The organism is Pseudomonas sp. GM50 (assembly GCF_000282375.1).
GTDB lineage: Bacteria > Pseudomonadota > Gammaproteobacteria > Pseudomonadales > Pseudomonadaceae > Aquipseudomonas.
The window spans coordinates 16858-33504 of sequence record NZ_AKJK01000143.1; the positions used below are offsets into that span (position 1 = coordinate 16858).

A 16647-nucleotide genomic window follows, 5' to 3' on the forward strand; every position below is an offset into this window, starting at 1 on the left:
TGTTCACCAGGGCCCGATAGCATGATGATTCCCTCTCCCTGGCGCGCCGATTTCCCGGCCATCGCCGCCCTGCAACGGCAAGACCAGACTTATCTGGACAACGCCGCCACCACGCAAAAACCTCAAGCCCTGCTGGATGCCCTGGCGCATTACTACGCCAACGGCGCGGCCAACGTGCATCGGGCGCAACACTTGCCCGGCGCCCATGCCACCCAGGCGTTCGAAGACAGTCGAAGCAAAGTCGCGCAATGGCTCAATACCGGCGATTGCGGGCAAATCATCTTTACCCACGGTGCGACGTCCGCGCTGAACCTCCTGGCCTATGGACTGGAACACGTATTCAATCCGGGCGATGAAATTGTCATCAGCGCTCTGGAGCATCACGCCAACCTGTTGCCGTGGCAGCAACTGGCCCAGCGTCGCGACTTGAAACTGGTCATTCTGCCGCTGGATGCCGACGGTTTGATTGACCTTGAAGCCGCCGCTCACCTGATCGGTCCGCGTACCCGTTTGCTGGCGGTCAGTCAGCTGTCCAACGTGCTCGGCGCCTGGCAGCCGTTGCCCGCGTTACTGGCGATGGCCAAAGCGCACAACGCGTTGACCGTGGTCGACGGCGCTCAAGGCGTGGTCCATGGTCGGCATGATGTGCAGGCGCTGGGCTGCGACTTCTATGTGTTTTCCAGCCACAAGCTCTACGGCCCGGATGGCCTGGGCGTGCTGTTCGGTCGTCATGAAGCGCTGCAGCAACTGCGTCCGTGGCAGTTCGGCGGCGAAATGGTGCTGGATGCCAACTACCACGACGCACGCTTTCGTCCCGCGCCGCTGGGGTTCGAGGCCGGTACGCCGCCGATTTCCAGCGTGATTGGCCTGGGGGCGACCCTGGATTATCTGGCCGGGCTGGATCAGGACGCCGTGTCCGCCCATGAAGCGGCGCTGCACGACTATTTGCTCAAAGGCCTTGAAGCGCGCAACGGCATTCGTCTGCTGGGCAAGCCGCAACTGGCACTGGCCAGTTTTGTCGTCGAGGGTGTGCATAACTCCGACCTGGCGCATTTGCTGACCGAACAGGGAATCGCCGTACGCGCCGGTCATCATTGCGCCATGCCGCTGCTCAAAAGCTTTGAACTGGCCGGGGCGATTCGGGTGTCGTTGGCGTTGTACAACGACTCCGAAGACCTTGAGCGCTTTTTTGAAGCGCTGGATCAGGCCCTGGAGTTGTTGCGATGACCTTGCCTGCCGATGCCGTCAACGCGCTGGATACTTTTCAGGAGGCTGCAAGCTGGGAACAGCGGGCGCGGTTGCTGATGCAATGGGGTGACCGTCTGCCGCCGTTGAGCGATGTGGATAAAGTCGAGGCCAACCGCGTGCATGGCTGTGAAAGCCAGGTATGGCTGGTCGGTGCGCTGCAGGACGGTCATTGGCAATTCAGCGCCAGCAGCGATGCACGGTTGATTCGCGGGTTGGTGGCGCTGCTGCTGGCACGGGTCAACGGCTTGTCCGCAGTTGAGTTGCAGCGGGTGGATTTGGCGGATTGGTTTAATCAGCTGGGGCTGGGTCGCCAATTGTCCCAGTCCCGCAGTAATGGCCTGAATGCCGTGTTACAGAAGATGCGGGAGTTGTCTACGCCCCTGTAGGAGCGAGGCTTGCCCGCGAAGGCGGTGTGACAGATAAAACGCCTTCGCGGGCAAGCCTCGCTCCTACATGGGATGGTGTTTCAAACCTCCGGCTTGACCCGATCCGCCGGGCGCCGCACACCCGCCACAATCTTATCCACAGCCTTGGTCGCCGCGACCATGCCGAATGTCGCCGTCACCATCATCACCGCGCCAAAGCCCCCGGCGCAGTCGAGCTTCACGCCGTCACCGACAAAACTCTTCTGCAAGCAAATGCTGCCATCGGGCTTCGGGTAGCGCAGTTGCTCGGTGGAAAACACGCACGGCACGCTGTAGTGGCGGGTCACGGTGCGGGAGAAGCCGTAGTCGCGGCGCAACGTGGAGCGCACTTTCGAGGCCAACGGATCGTTGAACGTGCGGTTCAGGTCGCAGACCTGGATCAGTGTCGGATCAATCTGCCCGCCCGCGCCGCCGGTGGTGATGATCTGAATCTTGCGACGCTTGCACCAGGCAATCAGCGCGGCTTTGGCGTTGACGCTGTCGATGCAGTCGATCACGCAGTCGATGTTCGGCGTGATGTACTCGGCCATGGTTTCACGGGTGACGAAGTCCGCCACCGCATGCACCGTGCAATCCGGGTTGATCCCCCGCAGGCGCTCGGCCATCACCTCGACCTTGGGCTTGCCGACAGTGCTGTCCAGCGCATGCAGTTGACGGTTGACGTTGCTGACACAGACGTCGTCCAGGTCGAATAGCGAAATCTCGCCCACGCCACACCGGGCGACAGCTTCCGCCGCCCAGGAACCGACGCCACCGACGCCGACGATCGCCACATGGGCCGCGCGCAAGCGCTCAAGGCCTTCGATGCCATACAAGCGGGCAATGCCAGCAAACCGCGGATCTTCTGTACTCATGACCATTACCCCAAAAACCGGCGCGCATTATAGGGCCGTCGGCGGCCAAGAGCATCTTTGGGTCTATAAACGGCGGTCTTGACTGCCTTAATTACCTACAAATTTATTGGAATTGGGCTACAACGTCCCGGTCAAAGAACTTAAGTCGACTTGGATTGCCCAACGTCCGGCATTTCCCTGTCCGCTGTACGGTCAGTGAACGCCCAGTGTAGGATGCGCGCCCCCGCCCCTTGGCAGCCGGCCGCCGACCGTTCCTTCGTTCAGTAGCCCCTGGAACCTGAAATAGCTATGTCATCGCGTAAATTTGGACTCAACCTGGTCGTGGTTCTTGCAATCGCCGCCTTGTTCACCGGTTTCTGGGCGCTGGTCAATCGCCCGGTCACCGCCCCCAACTGGCCTGAGCAGATCTCCGGCTTTTCGTACTCGCCGTTTCAACAAGGCCAGTACCCGCAAAAAGCCCAGTACCCGACCGACGATGAAATGCGTCGCGACCTTGAGATCATGAGCAAGCTGACGGACAACATCCGGACCTACTCGGTCGACGGCACGCTGGAGAACATCCCCAAACTGGCGGAAGAGTTCGGCCTGCGGGTGACCTTGGGTATCTGGATCAGCCCGGACGAAGAGCGCAATGAGCGCGAGATCACCCGCGCCATCGAAATCGCCAATTCCTCGCGCAGCGTGGTTCGCGTGATTGTCGGTAACGAGGCGATCTTCCGTAAGGAAATCACCGCGCCAGAGCTGAGCCTGATCCTGGATCGCGTCCGCGCGGCCGTAAAGGTTCCGGTCACCACCTCTGAACAGTGGCACGTCTGGGAAGAAAACCCGAGCCTGGCCAAGCACGTCGACCTGATCGCGGCTCACGTCCTGCCCTACTGGGAGTTCGTTCCGGTGGACAAGGCCGGTCAGTTCGTTCTCGACCGTGCCCGTGACCTGAAAAAGATGTTCCCGAAAAAACCGCTGCTGCTCTCCGAGGTCGGCTGGCCGAGCAATGGCCGCATGCGCGGTGGCGCCGATGCGTCGCCGGCGGACCAGGCGATTTACCTGCGCACGTTGGTCAACAAGCTCAACCGCCAAGGCTTCAACTACTTCGTGATCGAAGCGTTCGACCAACCGTGGAAAGCCAGCGACGAAGGTTCGGTGGGCGCGTACTGGGGCGTGTTCAACGCCGCACGCCAGCAGAAATTCAACTTCGAAGGCCCGGTCGTCGCGATCCCGCAATGGCGCGTATTGGCTATCGGCTCCGTTGTGCTGGCACTGCTGTCCCTGACCCTGCTGATGATTGACGGCTCGGCCCTGCGTCAACGCGGCCGCACCTTCCTGACCTTTATCGCGTTCCTCTGCGGTTCGGTATTGGTGTGGATCGGATACGACTACAGCCAGCAATACAGCACCTGGTTCAGCCTGACGGTGGGCTTCTTGCTCGCCCTCGGTGCACTCGGGGTGTTTATCGTTCTGCTGACCGAAGCCCACGAACTGGCCGAAGCGGTCTGGACCCACAAACGCCGGCGTGAATTCCTGCCAGTGGTGGGTGATTCGGACTACCGACCGAAAGTGTCGATTCACGTACCTTGCTACAACGAGCCGCCGGAGATGGTCAAACAGACCCTCAACGCCCTGGCCAACCTCGACTATCCGGACTTCGAAGTCCTGATCATCGACAACAACACCAAAGACCCGGCGGTCTGGGAACCGGTGCGCGATTATTGCGAAACCCTCGGCCCGCGCTTCAAGTTCTTCCACGTGGCACCGTTGGCCGGTTTCAAGGGCGGCGCGCTGAATTACCTGATTCCGCACACCGCCAAGGATGCCGAAGTGATTGCGGTGATCGACTCGGACTACTGCGTCGACCCGAATTGGCTCAAGCACATGGTGCCGCACTTCGCCGACCCGAAAATCGCCGTGGTGCAGTCGCCACAGGATTACCGCGACCAGAACGAAAGCACCTTCAAGAAGCTCTGCTACGCGGAATACAAAGGCTTCTTCCACATCGGCATGGTCACCCGCAACGACCGTGACGCGATCATCCAGCACGGCACCATGACCATGACCCGGCGCTCGGTACTCGAGGAACTGGGCTGGGCCGACTGGTGCATCTGTGAAGACGCCGAGTTGGGTCTGCGCGTGTTCGAAAAAGGTCTGTCGGCGGCGTATTACCACGACAGCTACGGCAAGGGCCTGATGCCCGATACCTTCATCGACTTCAAGAAACAGCGTTTCCGCTGGGCCTACGGGGCGATTCAGATCATCAAGCGTCACACCGCCAGCCTGCTGCGCGGCAAGGACACCGAACTGACCCGTGGCCAGCGTTACCACTTCCTCGCGGGTTGGTTGCCGTGGGTGGCGGACGGCATGAACATCTTCTTCACCGTCGGCGCACTGTTGTGGTCGGCAGCGATGATCATCGTGCCGCAACGGGTCGATCCGCCGTTGTTGATTTTCGCGATCCCGCCATTGGCGCTGTTCGTGTTCAAGGTCGGCAAGATCATCTTCCTGTACCGCCGTGCGGTCGGGGTCAACCTCAAGGATGCGTTCTGCGCGGCATTGGCAGGGCTGGCGTTGTCGCACACCATCGCCAAAGCGGTGCTGTACGGTTTCTTCACCAGCAGCATTCCGTTCTTCCGTACCCCGAAAAACGCCGATAATCACGGCTTCTGGGTAGCCATTTCGGAAGCACGCGAAGAGATGTTCATCATGCTGCTGTTGTGGGGCGCGGCGCTGGGGATCTTCCTGGTGCAGGGCCTGCCGAGCAACGACATGCGCTTCTGGGTGACCATGTTGCTGGTGCAGTCGCTGCCATACCTGGCGGCGCTGATCATGGCGTTCCTGTCGTCGCTGCCCAAACCGGTGGCTGAAGCCACGACCGCACCGGCGGTCTAAATCAGTACAGATGCACTAAACGGCGGCCAATGGCCGCCGTTTTGCTTTAAGATAACCGCCATTTTGCGCGCCTGCCTCAATTCCTGTAGGAGCGAGGCTTGCCCGCGAATGAAGCGACTCGGTGTAACAGATGCACCTCATTATCGTTCTTCGCGGGCAAGCCTCGCTCCTACAAATAAAAGCTCCGGAGTTTTTCCCATGACGGCCCACGCCGACCTTTCGCCGACCCTCCAACTCGCCATCGACCTGATCCGCCGTCCGTCCGTGACGCCGGTCGACGCCGATTGCCAGAAGCAGATGATGCAGCGCCTGGGCGATGCCGGTTTCAAACTGGAACCGATGCGCATCGAAGATGTGGATAACTTCTGGGCGACCCACGGTAAACACGAAGGTCCAGTGCTGTGCTTCGCCGGCCACACCGACGTAGTCCCGACCGGTCCGGTAACCGCTTGGCAGATCGACCCGTTCAACGCGGTGATCGACGAACACGGCATGTTGTGCGGTCGTGGCGCGGCGGACATGAAAGGCAGCCTCGCCTCCATGACCGTGGCAGCAGAGCGTTTCGTCACCGATTACCCGGATCACAAGGGCAAGGTCGCGTTCCTGATCACCAGCGACGAAGAAGGCCCGGCGCACCACGGCACCAAAGCTGTGATCGAGCGCCTCGTCGCCCGTAAAGAACGTCTGGACTGGTGCATCGTCGGCGAACCGTCGAGCACTACCCTGGTGGGTGACGTGGTCAAGAACGGCCGTCGCGGTTCCCTCGGCGCCAAATTGACCGTGCGCGGTGTGCAGGGTCACGTGGCCTATCCGCACCTGGCAAAGAACCCGATCCACCTCGCTGCCCCGGCGCTGGCCGAGCTCGCCGCCGAGCACTGGGACCACGGCAACGATTTCTTCCCGCCGACCAGTTTCCAGATTTCCAACGTCAATTCCGGCACTGGCGCGACCAACGTGATCCCGGGTGATCTGGTGGCGGTGTTCAACTTCCGCTTCTCCACCGAATCCACCGTCGAAGGCCTGCAAAAGCGCGTCGCCGATATTCTCGACAAGCATGGTCTGGACTGGCACATCGACTGGGCGCTGTCCGGCCTGCCGTTCCTCACCGAACCGGGTGCCCTGCTCGACGCGGTATCGGCGAGCATCAAGGACATCACCGGTCGCGAGACCAAGGCGTCCACCAGCGGCGGTACTTCCGACGGGCGCTTCATCGCGACCATGGGTACTCAGGTTGTCGAACTGGGCCCGGTCAACGCGACGATTCACCAGGTCAACGAGCGCGTGCTGGCGGCCGACCTCGACGTGCTGACCGAAATCTACTACCAGACCCTGATCAAGTTGCTCGCCTGATGCTCGCGTGTCCGATCTGCAGCGAACCGCTGAACGCGGTGGACAACGGCGTGGCCTGCCCCGCCGGGCATCGTTTCGACCGTGCGCGGCAGGGTTACCTGAACCTGTTGCCGGTGCAGCATAAAAACAGCCGCGACCCTGGGGATAACCTGGCGATGGTCGAAGCCCGTCGCGACTTTTTGAATGCCGGCCATTACGCGCCGGTGGCCAAGCGTCTGGCGGAACTGGCGGCGCAGTACGCGCCCCAGCGCTGGCTGGACATCGGTTGTGGCGAGGGTTACTACACCGCGCAAATCGCCGAAGCCTTGCCCAATGCCGATGGCTATGCGCTGGACATTTCCCGGGAAGCGGTCAAACGCGCCTGCAAACGCAACCCAGCGCTGACCTGGTTGATCGCCAGCATGGCGCGGGTGCCGTTGGCCTCCGGCAGTTGTCAGTTTCTCGCCAGTGTTTTCAGCCCGCTGGACTGGGAAGAAGCCAAACGCCTGCTCAGCCCCGGCGGCGGCCTGATGAAAGTCGGGCCGACCAGCGGCCATCTGATGGAATTGCGTGAGCGGCTATACGACGAAGTGCGCGAGTACACCGACGACAAGCATTTGGCGCTGGTGCCGGAAGGCATGGTGCTGCAGCACAGCGAAACCCTGGAATTCAAACTGACGCTGGTTAATGGTCAGGATCGCGCGAACCTGTTGGCCATGACACCCCACGGCTGGCGCGCCAGTGCCGAACGCCGGGCAGCAGTCATCGAACAGGCCGAGCCGTTCGAGGTCACCGTGTCGATGCGCTACGATTATTTTGTTCTTCAATAAACCCTTGAATTTTGGTCTTGAGCAAACTGCTTGAGGCCGGCTAAATCCGCGAATGGATTTTTCAGACCCGCAGTGAGGACATCCATGCGCCAACCCGATATCGAGATTTACCTGAAAGACGCCGACGTCGACTACAAGGCCATCGCGGCCTGGCTCGGCGCAGCTTTAGGCCCCTGCACCGACTGGGTTCAGAAAGGTCAGACCTACAAGTGCAAGGCCGGCAATGTGCCGGTCACCTGGCTGCCGAAAGCCGTCGGCAAATGGAACAGCCTGTACCTGGAAAGCGACCAGACCCCATGGGAAGACGACATCGCCTGCGCCCGCGCGGCCTTTGCCGCGCTGAACGTCGAAGTGCGTTGCGCGCCGGGTAGCTGGGTCGAGGAAGAAGGTGAAGAGACAGCCGATCGCTGGATGCGGATCAGCGCCGATGGTGAAGAAGAGATCACCTGGAAAACGGCCTGACTCTTCCCCTCTCGTTCGCCCGCAGATCCTGATGAAGACAGGATCTGCGGGCTACTCAGGCTCCAATCAGTTCCAATTGCCCACTGACTGGTCAGCCTTGTTGAATTCGAACCGGGCTGATTCGGCCGTCGTTCTGGGCAATGTCAGTTTGATGATCGGTACCGCTTTGCCTGAGTACTTGTAAAAGTCCTGTTGATTAAATCTGGCATCCGCCAAACCATTGCTCGTGTAAAAGAACGCCTTGATCGGAATGGTCGCGTGAATGTTCTGCGGCCAGGTGGCCAAGCGGATTTCATCCCAGGTATTGAAAGAGCCGGTGCCCAGCAACTTCATCGCCAGAATGCCCTGATAAAATGCATTCGCCGCCGCTGCTCCCTGGCTGAGCCGGACATTGAAACTGCAGGCGCGCTGATATTTCTGTACCCCGGTTCCCTGGTTGTAATGAGTCAGCCAACCTGCTGCCGTGGTAATGCCCTGCAACTCGCATGAACGGCTGACGGAAGGATAATTACTGGATACACCGCAACCTTGATCGGTCCTGATATCAGAGCCTCCGTCCAAGGGAAAGAAACAAAGAACCGGAATGTCCACCGTACCTGCCGGGCGTTGCTGTGTCGGGAAAAAGACGATCCCACTGGTATTCGGATAGATGGAAGGAAACGCTTTGAAGGCCGCATCCTTGCGCAGGTAAAAAAACGAAACGCCACCGTTCTGCTGTGAGAGCGGGCTGGGATTCCAGGCGCGATACCCGGTACCGTTAATCGTCGCTCGCAACATGACACCCGAGCACAACACAGCGGGCAGCGCAGCATTGCCGCAATTTTGCCGAATATCGGCATATTGCCCATTAAGGTCATTGGCAACTCGTTGACCGTCTCCTACAGACACTGCACCCACAATCCGGATGCTCAACGGCGACGAGGTGATCAGATTTCCGACCCCGCCGACCTTGTAGGTGTACGTCAAGTTGACCGTACGCCCCTTGTTTTCAGTCACCCACGCCTTGGGCAACTTGAACGTCAGCGTGCCCACGGTGGGCACGGTCTGTATTGGCGCATCACGCAGTGCCACGCCGGTCAGGCGCACGCCGACGGTGTCCCTTGGCGCCAGGTTCGGGTAACTGACCTGCACGTTGGCCTCGGTGCCTAAGTTATCGGCGTTCAACTCGCCGGCTGGCGCTTCGACCACCTTGAACACATTCAGGCCCTGAGCGCCCACCACACGGATGCTCAACGGCGACGAGGTGATCAGATTTCCGGCCCCGCCGACCTTGTAGGTGTAGGTCAGGTTGACCGTACGCCCCTTGTTTTCAGTCACCCACGCCTTGGGCAACTTGAACGTCAGCGTGCCCACGATGGACACAGTCTGGATTGGTGCATCACGCAGTGCCACGCCGGTCAGGCGCACGCCGACGGTATCCCTTGGCGCCAGGTTCGGGTAACTGACCTGCACGTTGGCCTCGGTGCCTAGGGTATCGGCGTTCAACTCGCCGGCTGGCGCTTCGACCACCTTGAATACCGGCGGCTGCGCAGCGGAAATACTCTGGAGATCGTCCTGTTGCGGTGATGACAGGGCTGTCATTGCTCGGATGGAGGGTGCGGGCGGGACATTTGTGGAAGTGGGTTGCACCGAGCATCCAGCAACACCCAAGATCAGCAAAATCGAAATACTCTTCCACATGACCGCTTTCCTCTCGAACGGAGCAAAGCCCTGAAAACTCTGATTCCAGGGACCGTGTTCCGCGAGGGTAGGCTTGAGGGCAAAAACCGTCTACTGTCAGAACTGACAGGTGGCAATCCATACAGCATTGCTTTCAGGTTTTACTCGTTCGCAAAAAAGATCGCAGCCTTCGGCAGCTCCTACAGGTGTACACAAAGCCCTGTAGGAGCTGCCGAAGGCTGCGATCTTTTGATCTTGAGGTTTACAAGCCTACAACATCCTCAGCCTGTAAACCTTTCTCCCCCGTCACCACCCCATACTCGACCTGCTGGCCTTCAGTCAGCGACCGATGCCCTTCGCCGCGAATCGCGCGGTAGTGCACGAACACGTCCACCCCGTCCTCGCGCTGAATGAAGCCGTAGCCTTTGGCGTCGTTGAACCACTTCACGCTGCCTGTTTCACGTGTTGCCATCTGTTCATACTCCTTTTTTATTATTGAACGGGCTTTTCGCAGGAAAGCCTTTGAGGAACGTCAGCCTGCCCCCGACGTCCATAAAAGGGCCCCGGCGACAGACCGCCGATTATATGACAGGCGCAAAAACTCTCAACTCAAGTTTACTTCGCCGCTTTTTTGCCGATTTTCGACGAATACGGCACACTATCGCCCGCCCGAGCGATTGCTTGGTTTTTTCCACTCACGCAGAAGCCGTATGACCCGTTCCCCGTTCCGCCGTCTTGTGTTTGGCACCCTGCGCCGACTGCTGTACCTCTGGGTTCGCTCGGAGACGATCAATCAGTCGTCGTTCACCCTTGACCTCGACCGCAGCCGGCCGGTGTTCTACGTCCTGCAAAATCCTTCACTGACCGACCTCGCCGTGGTCGATACCGAGTGCAGCAAGGCCGGCCTGCCGCGCCCGGTGTTGCCGGTATCGGTGGGTGCGTTGGTGGAACCCGCTGCATTCTTTTACCTGACGCCGGAGCCCGATTGGCTCGGCCGTCAGGACAAACGCGGTGCGCCACCGACCCTGACCCGTCTGGTCAGCGCCCTGAGCCAGAACGCCGCCGAAGACGCGCAGATCATTCCAGTCAGCGTGTTCTGGGGCCAATCGCCGGACAGCGAGTCGAGCCCGTGGAAACTGCTGTTCGCCGACAGCTGGGCGGTCACCGGGCGTTTGCGTCGTCTGCTGAGCATCATCGTGCTGGGACGCAAGACCCGGGTGCAGTTCTCGGCGCCGATTCATCTGCGTGAACTGATCGATCACAACAAAGGCCACGAGCGCACTGTGCGCATGGCCCAGCGGATCCTGCGGGTGCACTTTCGCAACCTGAAAGCCGCGGTGATCGGCCCGGACATTTCCCACCGCCGCAACCTGGTCAAAGGCCTGCTCAATCAGCCATTGGTCAAACAGGCGATCCTCGACGAAGCCGAGCGCGAGAACATCTCGCCGGAAAAAGCCAAGGCCCAGGCCTTGCGCTACGGCAACGAGATCGCCTCGGACTACACCTACACCGCGATCCGTTTTCTGGAAGTGGTGCTGAGCTGGTTCTGGAACAAGATCTACGACGGCATCAAGGTCAACCACATCGAAGGTGTGCAGAAAGTCGCCCAGGGTCACGAAGTGATCTACGTGCCGTGCCATCGCAGCCACATCGACTACCTGCTGCTCTCCTATTTGCTGTTTCGCAACGGCCTGACCCCACCGCACATTGCCGCCGGGATCAACCTCAACATGCCGGTGATCGGTAGCCTGCTACGGCGTGGTGGCGCGTTCTTCATGCGCCGCACCTTCAAGGGCAACCCGCTCTATACCTCGGTGTTCAACGAATACCTGCACACCCTGTTCACCAAAGGCTTCCCGGTCGAGTACTTCGTCGAGGGCGGCCGTTCGCGCACCGGGCGCATGCTGCAACCGAAAACCGGGATGCTCGCGATCACTCTGCGCAGCTTCCTGCGTTCGTCGCGCATGCCGATCGTCTTCGTGCCGGTGTACATCGGTTATGAGCGTGTGCTGGAAGGCCGCACCTACCTCGGCGAATTGCGTGGCGCGAGCAAGAAGAAAGAATCGATTTTCGATATCTTCAAAGTCATCGGCGCGCTCAAACAGCGCTTCGGGCAGGTCGCGGTCAACTTCGGTGAGCCGATCAAACTGGCGGAGTTCCTCGACAGCGAACAGCCAGACTGGCGCCAACAGGAGCTCGGGCCACAGTTCAAACCGGCCTGGCTCAACGAAACCACCAACCGCCTGGGTGAGAAAGTCGCGCAGCATTTGAATGAAGCGGCAGCGATCAACCCGGTGAATCTGGTGGCTCTGGCGTTGCTGTCCACCAGCCGTCTGGCCCTGGACGATCGCGCCATGGCGCGGGTGCTCGATCTGTATCTGGCGTTGTTGCGCAAGGTCCCCTACTCCTCGCACACCACCCTGCCGGAGGGCGATGGTCGGGCGCTGATCGAGCACGTGAAAGACATGGACCTGCTGTCCGAGCAAAGCGATGCGCTGGGCAAGATTCTGTACCTGGACGAACAAAACGCCGTCCTGATGACCTACTACCGCAACAACGTGCTGCACATCTTCGCGTTGCCGTCGTTGCTGGCGAGTTTCTTCCAGAGCACCTCGCGCATGAGCCGCGAGCAAATCCTGCGCTACACCCGCGCGCTGTATCCGTACCTGCAATCGGAACTGTTCATTCGCTGGTCGATGGACGAACTCGATGGCGTTATCGATCAATGGCTCGAAGCCTTCGTCGAGCAAGGCCTGCTGCGTTTCGAGAAAGACGTGTACCTGCGTCCGGCACCGAGCTCACGGCATTTCGTGCTGCTGACGCTGCTGTCGAAAAGCATCGCCCAGACCTTGCAACGCTTCTACATGACCGTTTCCTTGCTGCTCAACAGCGGCCAGAACAGCATCAGCGCCGAAGAACTGGAAGATCTGTGCACGGTCATGGCCCAGCGCCTGTCGATCCTCCATGGCCTGAACGCCCCGGAGTTCTTCGACAAGAGCCTGTTCCGTCACTTCATCCAGACGATGCTGGACCTCGACGTGCTGCGCCGCGACGAAGCCGGCAAGTTGAGCTATCACGAGCTGCTCGGCGAATTGGCCGAAGGCGCGGCCAAACGGGTATTGCCCGCGGAGATTCGTTTGTCGATCCGTCAGGTGGCGCTGCACCGCAGTGAAGATGCGGCAGAAACCGGTGCACTTACCGAAGTCTGAAACGTGCAGATAACTAACCGGAACGCACGGATGTTTTCCGGTTACCTGATTCATGAATTAATAGGCTCTTTTAACCGATCACGATAAGGACATCGCGATGAGCCTCTTAATTGATACGAATCCGCACATCACTGTAACTTTCAGCCTACCTCCAGACTTTGTCGCCGCCGATGATGGCGAGCGCGAAACCGTTATCAGCGTACAGACTGCCAACTCAACGCCGCCGATAAAAGTGCTGGACTGGCACCATCCTTCAATTGCCGATGGCCAATGGGATTTTTCATTCCCACACCTCTACAGCAAAATCAGCGTCAAGTATCAGATCAACATCCAGATGTTCCACAATCGACAGGCGTTACTGCTGGAACAGGATTACTTCGTTATCGTGAATCGGCTGCCCCATCGCCAGACCCTGCATTTGAGCCCGATCGGGCTTTTGTATATCGAAGCTCAAGAGCCTGCGGCCTTCGCGACAGAACAGGCCGTGACTATCAGCCTGCATGAAAGCGAGCAACCTGAAGTTCAACTGGTTCGCGTCAGCCACAATGAACAAACCGCCACTTCGTTTTACCTGAAGTACGATCCGGATAGCGTATTACCCGGCAAACGTTACGCACTGACCGGCATCGAAAATCGTTATCACCAACGTATTAGCGTGTCTCCAAGTCAGGTCGAACTTGCACCGGCATCGTACTTGCCACGTTCAAGTCGGTTACAGATGTTTTACCAGTGGCTGACCCGGCCATTACGTTTGTTCACGGACGATTTTGGCAAAATCCGCTAAATTCCTTTGAGCGCCGGGCTTCTTCCGGCGCTTATGTCATAGAGGCTCCGAATGAAAAAACTCCCTCTCGTCCTGCTGACTACCCTGCTCGGTGCCTGCCAGTCGACACAACCGACCGCCAACGCCAGCCTCGACGGCGAAGTGTTCTACTTGCAACGCATCGCCCTGCCACCGAGTGCAACCTTGAGCGTCAGCTTGCAAGATGTGTCCCTGGCCGACGCACCCGCGGTAGTGCTCGACGAGCAGAAAGGTCCGGTCAAAGGCCAGGTGCCGTTGCCGTTCCATTTGAGCTACGATCCGGCACAGGTCAAACCCGGCCACCGCTACTCGGTCAGCGCGCGCATCGAAGTCAATGGCGAGCTGATGTTCATCACCACTGAAAATCACACCGTGCAACTGGACGGCAAAGATCGGCAACCCCTGAAAATCCGCGTCGACGCGGCCCGCTAATTCTATTTGCTGAACCTTTTTTTCTGAGCCTTTTTTTTCTAAATAAGGAAGCCGCCATGCTCCGCCCTACCCTTCGCTTCGCCGGCCTATGCGCAGGCTTGATGATCTGCGCCAACGCCCTGGCAGGGTCTCTCAGTGACCTGTCGCAACAAGACGCCAGCGCAGGTCTCAAGGACGCTCTGACCCAAGGCGCGCAACTGGCCGTTAAACAACTCGGCACACCCGGCGGCTTCAGCAACAACCCGGACGTGAAGATCGAACTGCCGGGAAAACTGGGTAAAGTCGCCAAGAAAATGAAACAGTTCGGCATGGGCGATCAAGTCGATCAACTGGAAACCAGTATGAACAAAGCGGCTGAAACGGCCGTGACACAGGCTCAGCCGATTCTGGTGGATGCGGTGAAGAAGATGACCGTGGAAGATGCCAAGGGGATCCTCAGCGGCGGCAAGGACTCGGCGACTCAGTACCTGAGTAAAACCAGCCGCGAGCAGATCCGCATCAAGTTCCTGCCGATCGTCAAACAAGCCACCGACCAGGTCGGTTTGGCCCAGCAGTACAACGCATTCGCCGGACAAGCCGCGACCTTGGGCGCGCTGGATGCGAAAAATGCCAACATCGAAAGCTACGTGACCGAGCAGGCGTTGAACGGTTTGTTCGAGATGATTGGCAAACAGGAAGAAACCATTCGCCAGAACCCTGCGGCGGCGGCAACCAGTTTGGCGAAGAAGGTGTTTGGTACGCTCTAAACCTCAACTCCGATCCTGTGGGAGCGAGCCTGCTCGCGATTGCGGTGTGTCAGTCACAGTTGATGTCGACTGACACGGCCTTATCGCGAGCAGGCTCGCTCCCACAAAAGATCAGACCGCCGACGCTGCCCGCAAGAAGAACACCCACTCGCGCCCCATCTTCCTTTTCTCGAATACCTTCAACTCAACCAACCCGTTCAGGGTGGCCGACGCGGTGTTGTAAGAGCAGCTCAGATTCTCCTTCACATTGACCGCCGTGAACTCCTTGGCCATTCCACTCTTGGCCACTTGGTATACGGCTCGCTGTTTCTCGGTGAGCTGATCGAAAAAACCTGATGCCAGCAGCCATCGATCAAAGCTTTCGGTGTAGGCCAGGCTTTTTCGATAAGCCTCGGTAAAGGCGCTGACTGCCCGGAAGATGACTGAACACTGGAAATCGATGAAATAGGTCAGGTCCAGATCATCGGCTTCGGTAGTCAGATACGAGCGCCCGTATTTTACCGGCGCGTTGCGCAGCAACAGGCTGATCGCGATGTAGCGAAAGGCCGAGAAGTCATTCTTGAACATGAACCAGTAAAACAGTGCCCGCGCGACCCGACCGTTGCCATCGCGAAAAGGATGCTCATAACCCAGCGCAAAATGCAGCGCGATACCTTTGATCAATGGATGAAGGTAATCCACTCGTTCGGGATCGTCGTGAGGCTGATTGATCCACTTCGACAACACCTGCAATCGTGACGCGAGCCCCGCCGCGGAGGGCGGCGTATGAACGGTATTACCCTCGCCGTCCTGCACCACTACGTCATCGTTGACCCTGAAAGCACCCGGTGAATATTGCAGGTCATCGATACCTTCGACGCCAACACGATGCATCGCCGTGATCAACTCGACGTTCAAGGGTTCATAACGCTTTTCCCAGGCGAAGTTCATCATCTTGTAGTTGCCGATGACCATCCGCTCATCCGGCGTACGCGGCAGGCGCTTGCGCTTGAGCATGTCCTTGGCCACCCGGGTGGTAGTTGCCGCGCCTTCGAGCTGGCTGCTGCTGATCGCTTCGTCTTCGATCAGATCGTTGAGCAGATAGCTGAAATGCGCGCGCTCGCCGATCTGTCCGGTCATGTATTCCAGCGCTGCTGTCGTCGCTTGTCGATCAACGGCCGAAACAGCTTTCTGGGCCAATGGGGTCAGCACAAATTGGCCCCATTGAATGGGCTCGCCCAATGGCAAAATGCTGGAATACTGCGCGGTCCGGCCTTTCTTGACCAAGGCCCAGCACAGATTCGAATCCAGCCCCGGCGCCCAGCGGTAGCGCAACTCATCGAATGGAAGATAGCGCCCCTGATCGTCCAAAGGTTTGAGCAGTGCGAGATAGTCCGAGAGGCGTTCCTTGTGGGGCGACTGCCCCAACAGATCGAACACCGGGTCGGATCTGCCCTTCAGCATGGGCGGTTTCTTCATTATCGGTGGCTCAGAAACTCACGAAATTGAGTCTTGAGTACAACAGCGCACCTACATTGACTCAATATCAGACGGATCTGAAATATGTGTAGGAGCTTGGACCGCCTTCGCGGGCGAGCCTCGCTCCTACAAGTGGGGTGGTGTATGTCTGAGAGGGATTGGTTGGTTGTCTGTCCGTCTTCGCGGGCAAGCCTCGCTCCTACAGGTGGGGTGGTGTATGTCTGAGAGGGATTGGGCGGCTGTCAGGCCGTCTTCGCGGGCAAGCCTCGCTCCTACAAAAAGCCATCGGCATACACCCGCCCCTCACCACTCA

Annotated in this window: 14 protein-coding genes; 10 read left to right on the forward strand and 4 right to left on the reverse strand. The window is 59.1% G+C overall.

The features are described from left to right. The first annotated feature begins 21 nt into the window (after nt 1-21). Together PMI30_RS00820 and PMI30_RS00815 are read left to right on the forward strand one after the other, a co-directional pair. A complete protein-coding gene (locus PMI30_RS00820; protein WP_008015056.1) occupies nt 22-1227 on the forward strand; it encodes an aminotransferase class V-fold PLP-dependent enzyme in 1206 nt (401 codons plus the stop codon). Continuing rightward, nucleotides 1224-1634 (forward strand): SufE family protein, encoded by a 411-nt coding sequence (locus tag PMI30_RS00815; protein ID WP_008015057.1) that lies wholly within the window; start codon nt 1224-1226, stop codon nt 1632-1634. The genes PMI30_RS00820 and PMI30_RS00815 overlap by 4 nt, the downstream gene beginning before the upstream one ends. A gap of 80 nt (nt 1635-1714) precedes the next feature. On the opposite strand, the gene tcdA is transcribed toward PMI30_RS00815, so the two are convergent. After that, on the reverse strand, nt 1715-2527 hold the full coding sequence (gene tcdA, locus PMI30_RS00810; protein ID WP_161794720.1) for a tRNA cyclic N6-threonylcarbamoyladenosine(37) synthase TcdA: 813 nt from the start codon (nt 2525-2527) through the stop codon (nt 1715-1717). Between the two features lie 288 nt (nt 2528-2815). On the opposite strand from tcdA, the gene PMI30_RS00805 reads away from it, so the two are divergent. The 4 genes from PMI30_RS00805 to PMI30_RS00790 all read left to right on the forward strand — a co-directional run bounded on the left by PMI30_RS00805 (nt 2816) and on the right by PMI30_RS00790 (nt 8028). Then, a complete protein-coding gene (locus PMI30_RS00805) occupies nt 2816-5407 on the forward strand; it encodes a glycosyltransferase (RefSeq protein ID WP_008015058.1) in 2592 nt (863 codons plus the stop codon). Nucleotides 5408-5605: 198 nt separating this feature from the next. Continuing rightward, nucleotides 5606-6757 carry a succinyl-diaminopimelate desuccinylase gene (dapE, locus tag PMI30_RS00800; protein WP_008015059.1) on the forward strand — a complete coding sequence of 384 codons (1152 nt, stop codon included), beginning with the start codon at nt 5606-5608 and terminating at the stop codon, nt 6755-6757. Continuing rightward, nucleotides 6757-7566, forward strand: a complete 810-nt coding sequence (locus PMI30_RS00795) for a putative RNA methyltransferase (RefSeq protein ID WP_008015060.1) — start codon at nt 6757-6759, stop codon at nt 7564-7566. The genes dapE and PMI30_RS00795 overlap by 1 nt, the downstream gene beginning before the upstream one ends. An 84-nt stretch (nt 7567-7650) precedes the next feature. Further along, nucleotides 7651-8028, forward strand: coding sequence for a hypothetical protein (locus PMI30_RS00790; RefSeq protein WP_007897129.1), 378 nt, complete (start codon nt 7651-7653; stop codon nt 8026-8028). 66 nt (nt 8029-8094) lie between these two features. On the opposite strand, the gene PMI30_RS30150 is transcribed toward PMI30_RS00790, so the two are convergent. After that, nucleotides 8095-9708 carry a hypothetical protein gene (locus tag PMI30_RS30150; RefSeq protein WP_008015061.1) on the reverse strand — a complete coding sequence of 538 codons (1614 nt, stop codon included), beginning with the start codon at nt 9706-9708 and terminating at the stop codon, nt 8095-8097. Nucleotides 9709-9949: 241 nt separating this feature from the next. After that, nucleotides 9950-10159, reverse strand: coding sequence for a cold-shock protein (locus PMI30_RS00785; RefSeq protein ID WP_007906361.1), 210 nt, complete (start codon nt 10157-10159; stop codon nt 9950-9952). A 238-nt stretch (nt 10160-10397) separates the two neighbouring features. Between PMI30_RS00785 and plsB the strand changes: the two genes are divergently transcribed. The 4 genes from plsB to PMI30_RS00765 all read left to right on the forward strand — a co-directional run bounded on the left by plsB (nt 10398) and on the right by PMI30_RS00765 (nt 14876). Further along, a complete protein-coding gene (plsB, locus tag PMI30_RS00780; protein WP_008015062.1) occupies nt 10398-12896 on the forward strand; it encodes a glycerol-3-phosphate 1-O-acyltransferase PlsB in 2499 nt (832 codons plus the stop codon). A gap of 97 nt (nt 12897-12993) precedes the next feature. Next, on the forward strand, nt 12994-13680 hold the full coding sequence (locus PMI30_RS00775) for a hypothetical protein (protein WP_008015063.1): 687 nt from the start codon (nt 12994-12996) through the stop codon (nt 13678-13680). A gap of 51 nt (nt 13681-13731) precedes the next feature. Beyond that, on the forward strand, nt 13732-14130 hold the full coding sequence (locus PMI30_RS00770) for a YbaY family lipoprotein (RefSeq protein WP_007906368.1): 399 nt from the start codon (nt 13732-13734) through the stop codon (nt 14128-14130). A 56-nt stretch (nt 14131-14186) separates the two neighbouring features. Next, the gene (locus tag PMI30_RS00765; RefSeq protein WP_008015064.1) at nt 14187-14876 is read left to right on the forward strand and encodes a DUF4197 domain-containing protein; all 690 of its coding nucleotides are present in this window, start codon (nt 14187-14189) and stop codon (nt 14874-14876) included. A 111-nt stretch (nt 14877-14987) separates the two neighbouring features. Here PMI30_RS00765 and PMI30_RS00760 read toward each other — a convergent pair whose 3' ends face one another. Next, a complete protein-coding gene (locus PMI30_RS00760) occupies nt 14988-16334 on the reverse strand; it encodes a Fic family protein (RefSeq protein WP_008015065.1) in 1347 nt (448 codons plus the stop codon). Nucleotides 16335-16647 lie beyond the last annotated feature (313 nt).

Excerpts from the sequence above, each read along its gene's own strand:
- PMI30_RS00770 (WP_007906368.1), top strand. The coding sequence starts at position 13,732 with ATGAAAAAACTCCCTCTCGTCCTGCTGACTACCCTGCTCGGTGCCTGC.
- PMI30_RS00765 (WP_008015064.1), top strand. The coding sequence starts at position 14,187 with ATGCTCCGCCCTACCCTTCGCTTCGCCGGCCTATGCGCAGGCTTGATG.
- PMI30_RS00795 (WP_008015060.1), top strand. The coding sequence starts at position 6,757 with ATGCTCGCGTGTCCGATCTGCAGCGAACCGCTGAACGCGGTGGACAAC.
- PMI30_RS00820 (WP_008015056.1), top strand. The coding sequence starts at position 22 with ATGATGATTCCCTCTCCCTGGCGCGCCGATTTCCCGGCCATCGCCGCC.
- PMI30_RS00805 (WP_008015058.1), top strand. The coding sequence starts at position 2,816 with ATGTCATCGCGTAAATTTGGACTCAACCTGGTCGTGGTTCTTGCAATC.
- PMI30_RS00790 (WP_007897129.1), top strand. The coding sequence starts at position 7,651 with ATGCGCCAACCCGATATCGAGATTTACCTGAAAGACGCCGACGTCGAC.
- PMI30_RS00785 (WP_007906361.1), bottom strand. The coding sequence starts at position 10,159 with ATGGCAACACGTGAAACAGGCAGCGTGAAGTGGTTCAACGACGCCAAA.
- PMI30_RS00760 (WP_008015065.1), bottom strand. The coding sequence starts at position 16,334 with ATGAAGAAACCGCCCATGCTGAAGGGCAGATCCGACCCGGTGTTCGAT.
- plsB (WP_008015062.1), top strand. The coding sequence starts at position 10,398 with ATGACCCGTTCCCCGTTCCGCCGTCTTGTGTTTGGCACCCTGCGCCGA.
- PMI30_RS00815 (WP_008015057.1), top strand. The coding sequence starts at position 1,224 with ATGACCTTGCCTGCCGATGCCGTCAACGCGCTGGATACTTTTCAGGAG.
- dapE (WP_008015059.1), top strand. The coding sequence starts at position 5,606 with ATGACGGCCCACGCCGACCTTTCGCCGACCCTCCAACTCGCCATCGAC.
- PMI30_RS00775 (WP_008015063.1), top strand. The coding sequence starts at position 12,994 with ATGAGCCTCTTAATTGATACGAATCCGCACATCACTGTAACTTTCAGC.
- PMI30_RS30150 (WP_008015061.1), bottom strand. The coding sequence starts at position 9,708 with ATGTGGAAGAGTATTTCGATTTTGCTGATCTTGGGTGTTGCTGGATGC.
- tcdA (WP_161794720.1), bottom strand. The coding sequence starts at position 2,527 with ATGAGTACAGAAGATCCGCGGTTTGCTGGCATTGCCCGCTTGTATGGC.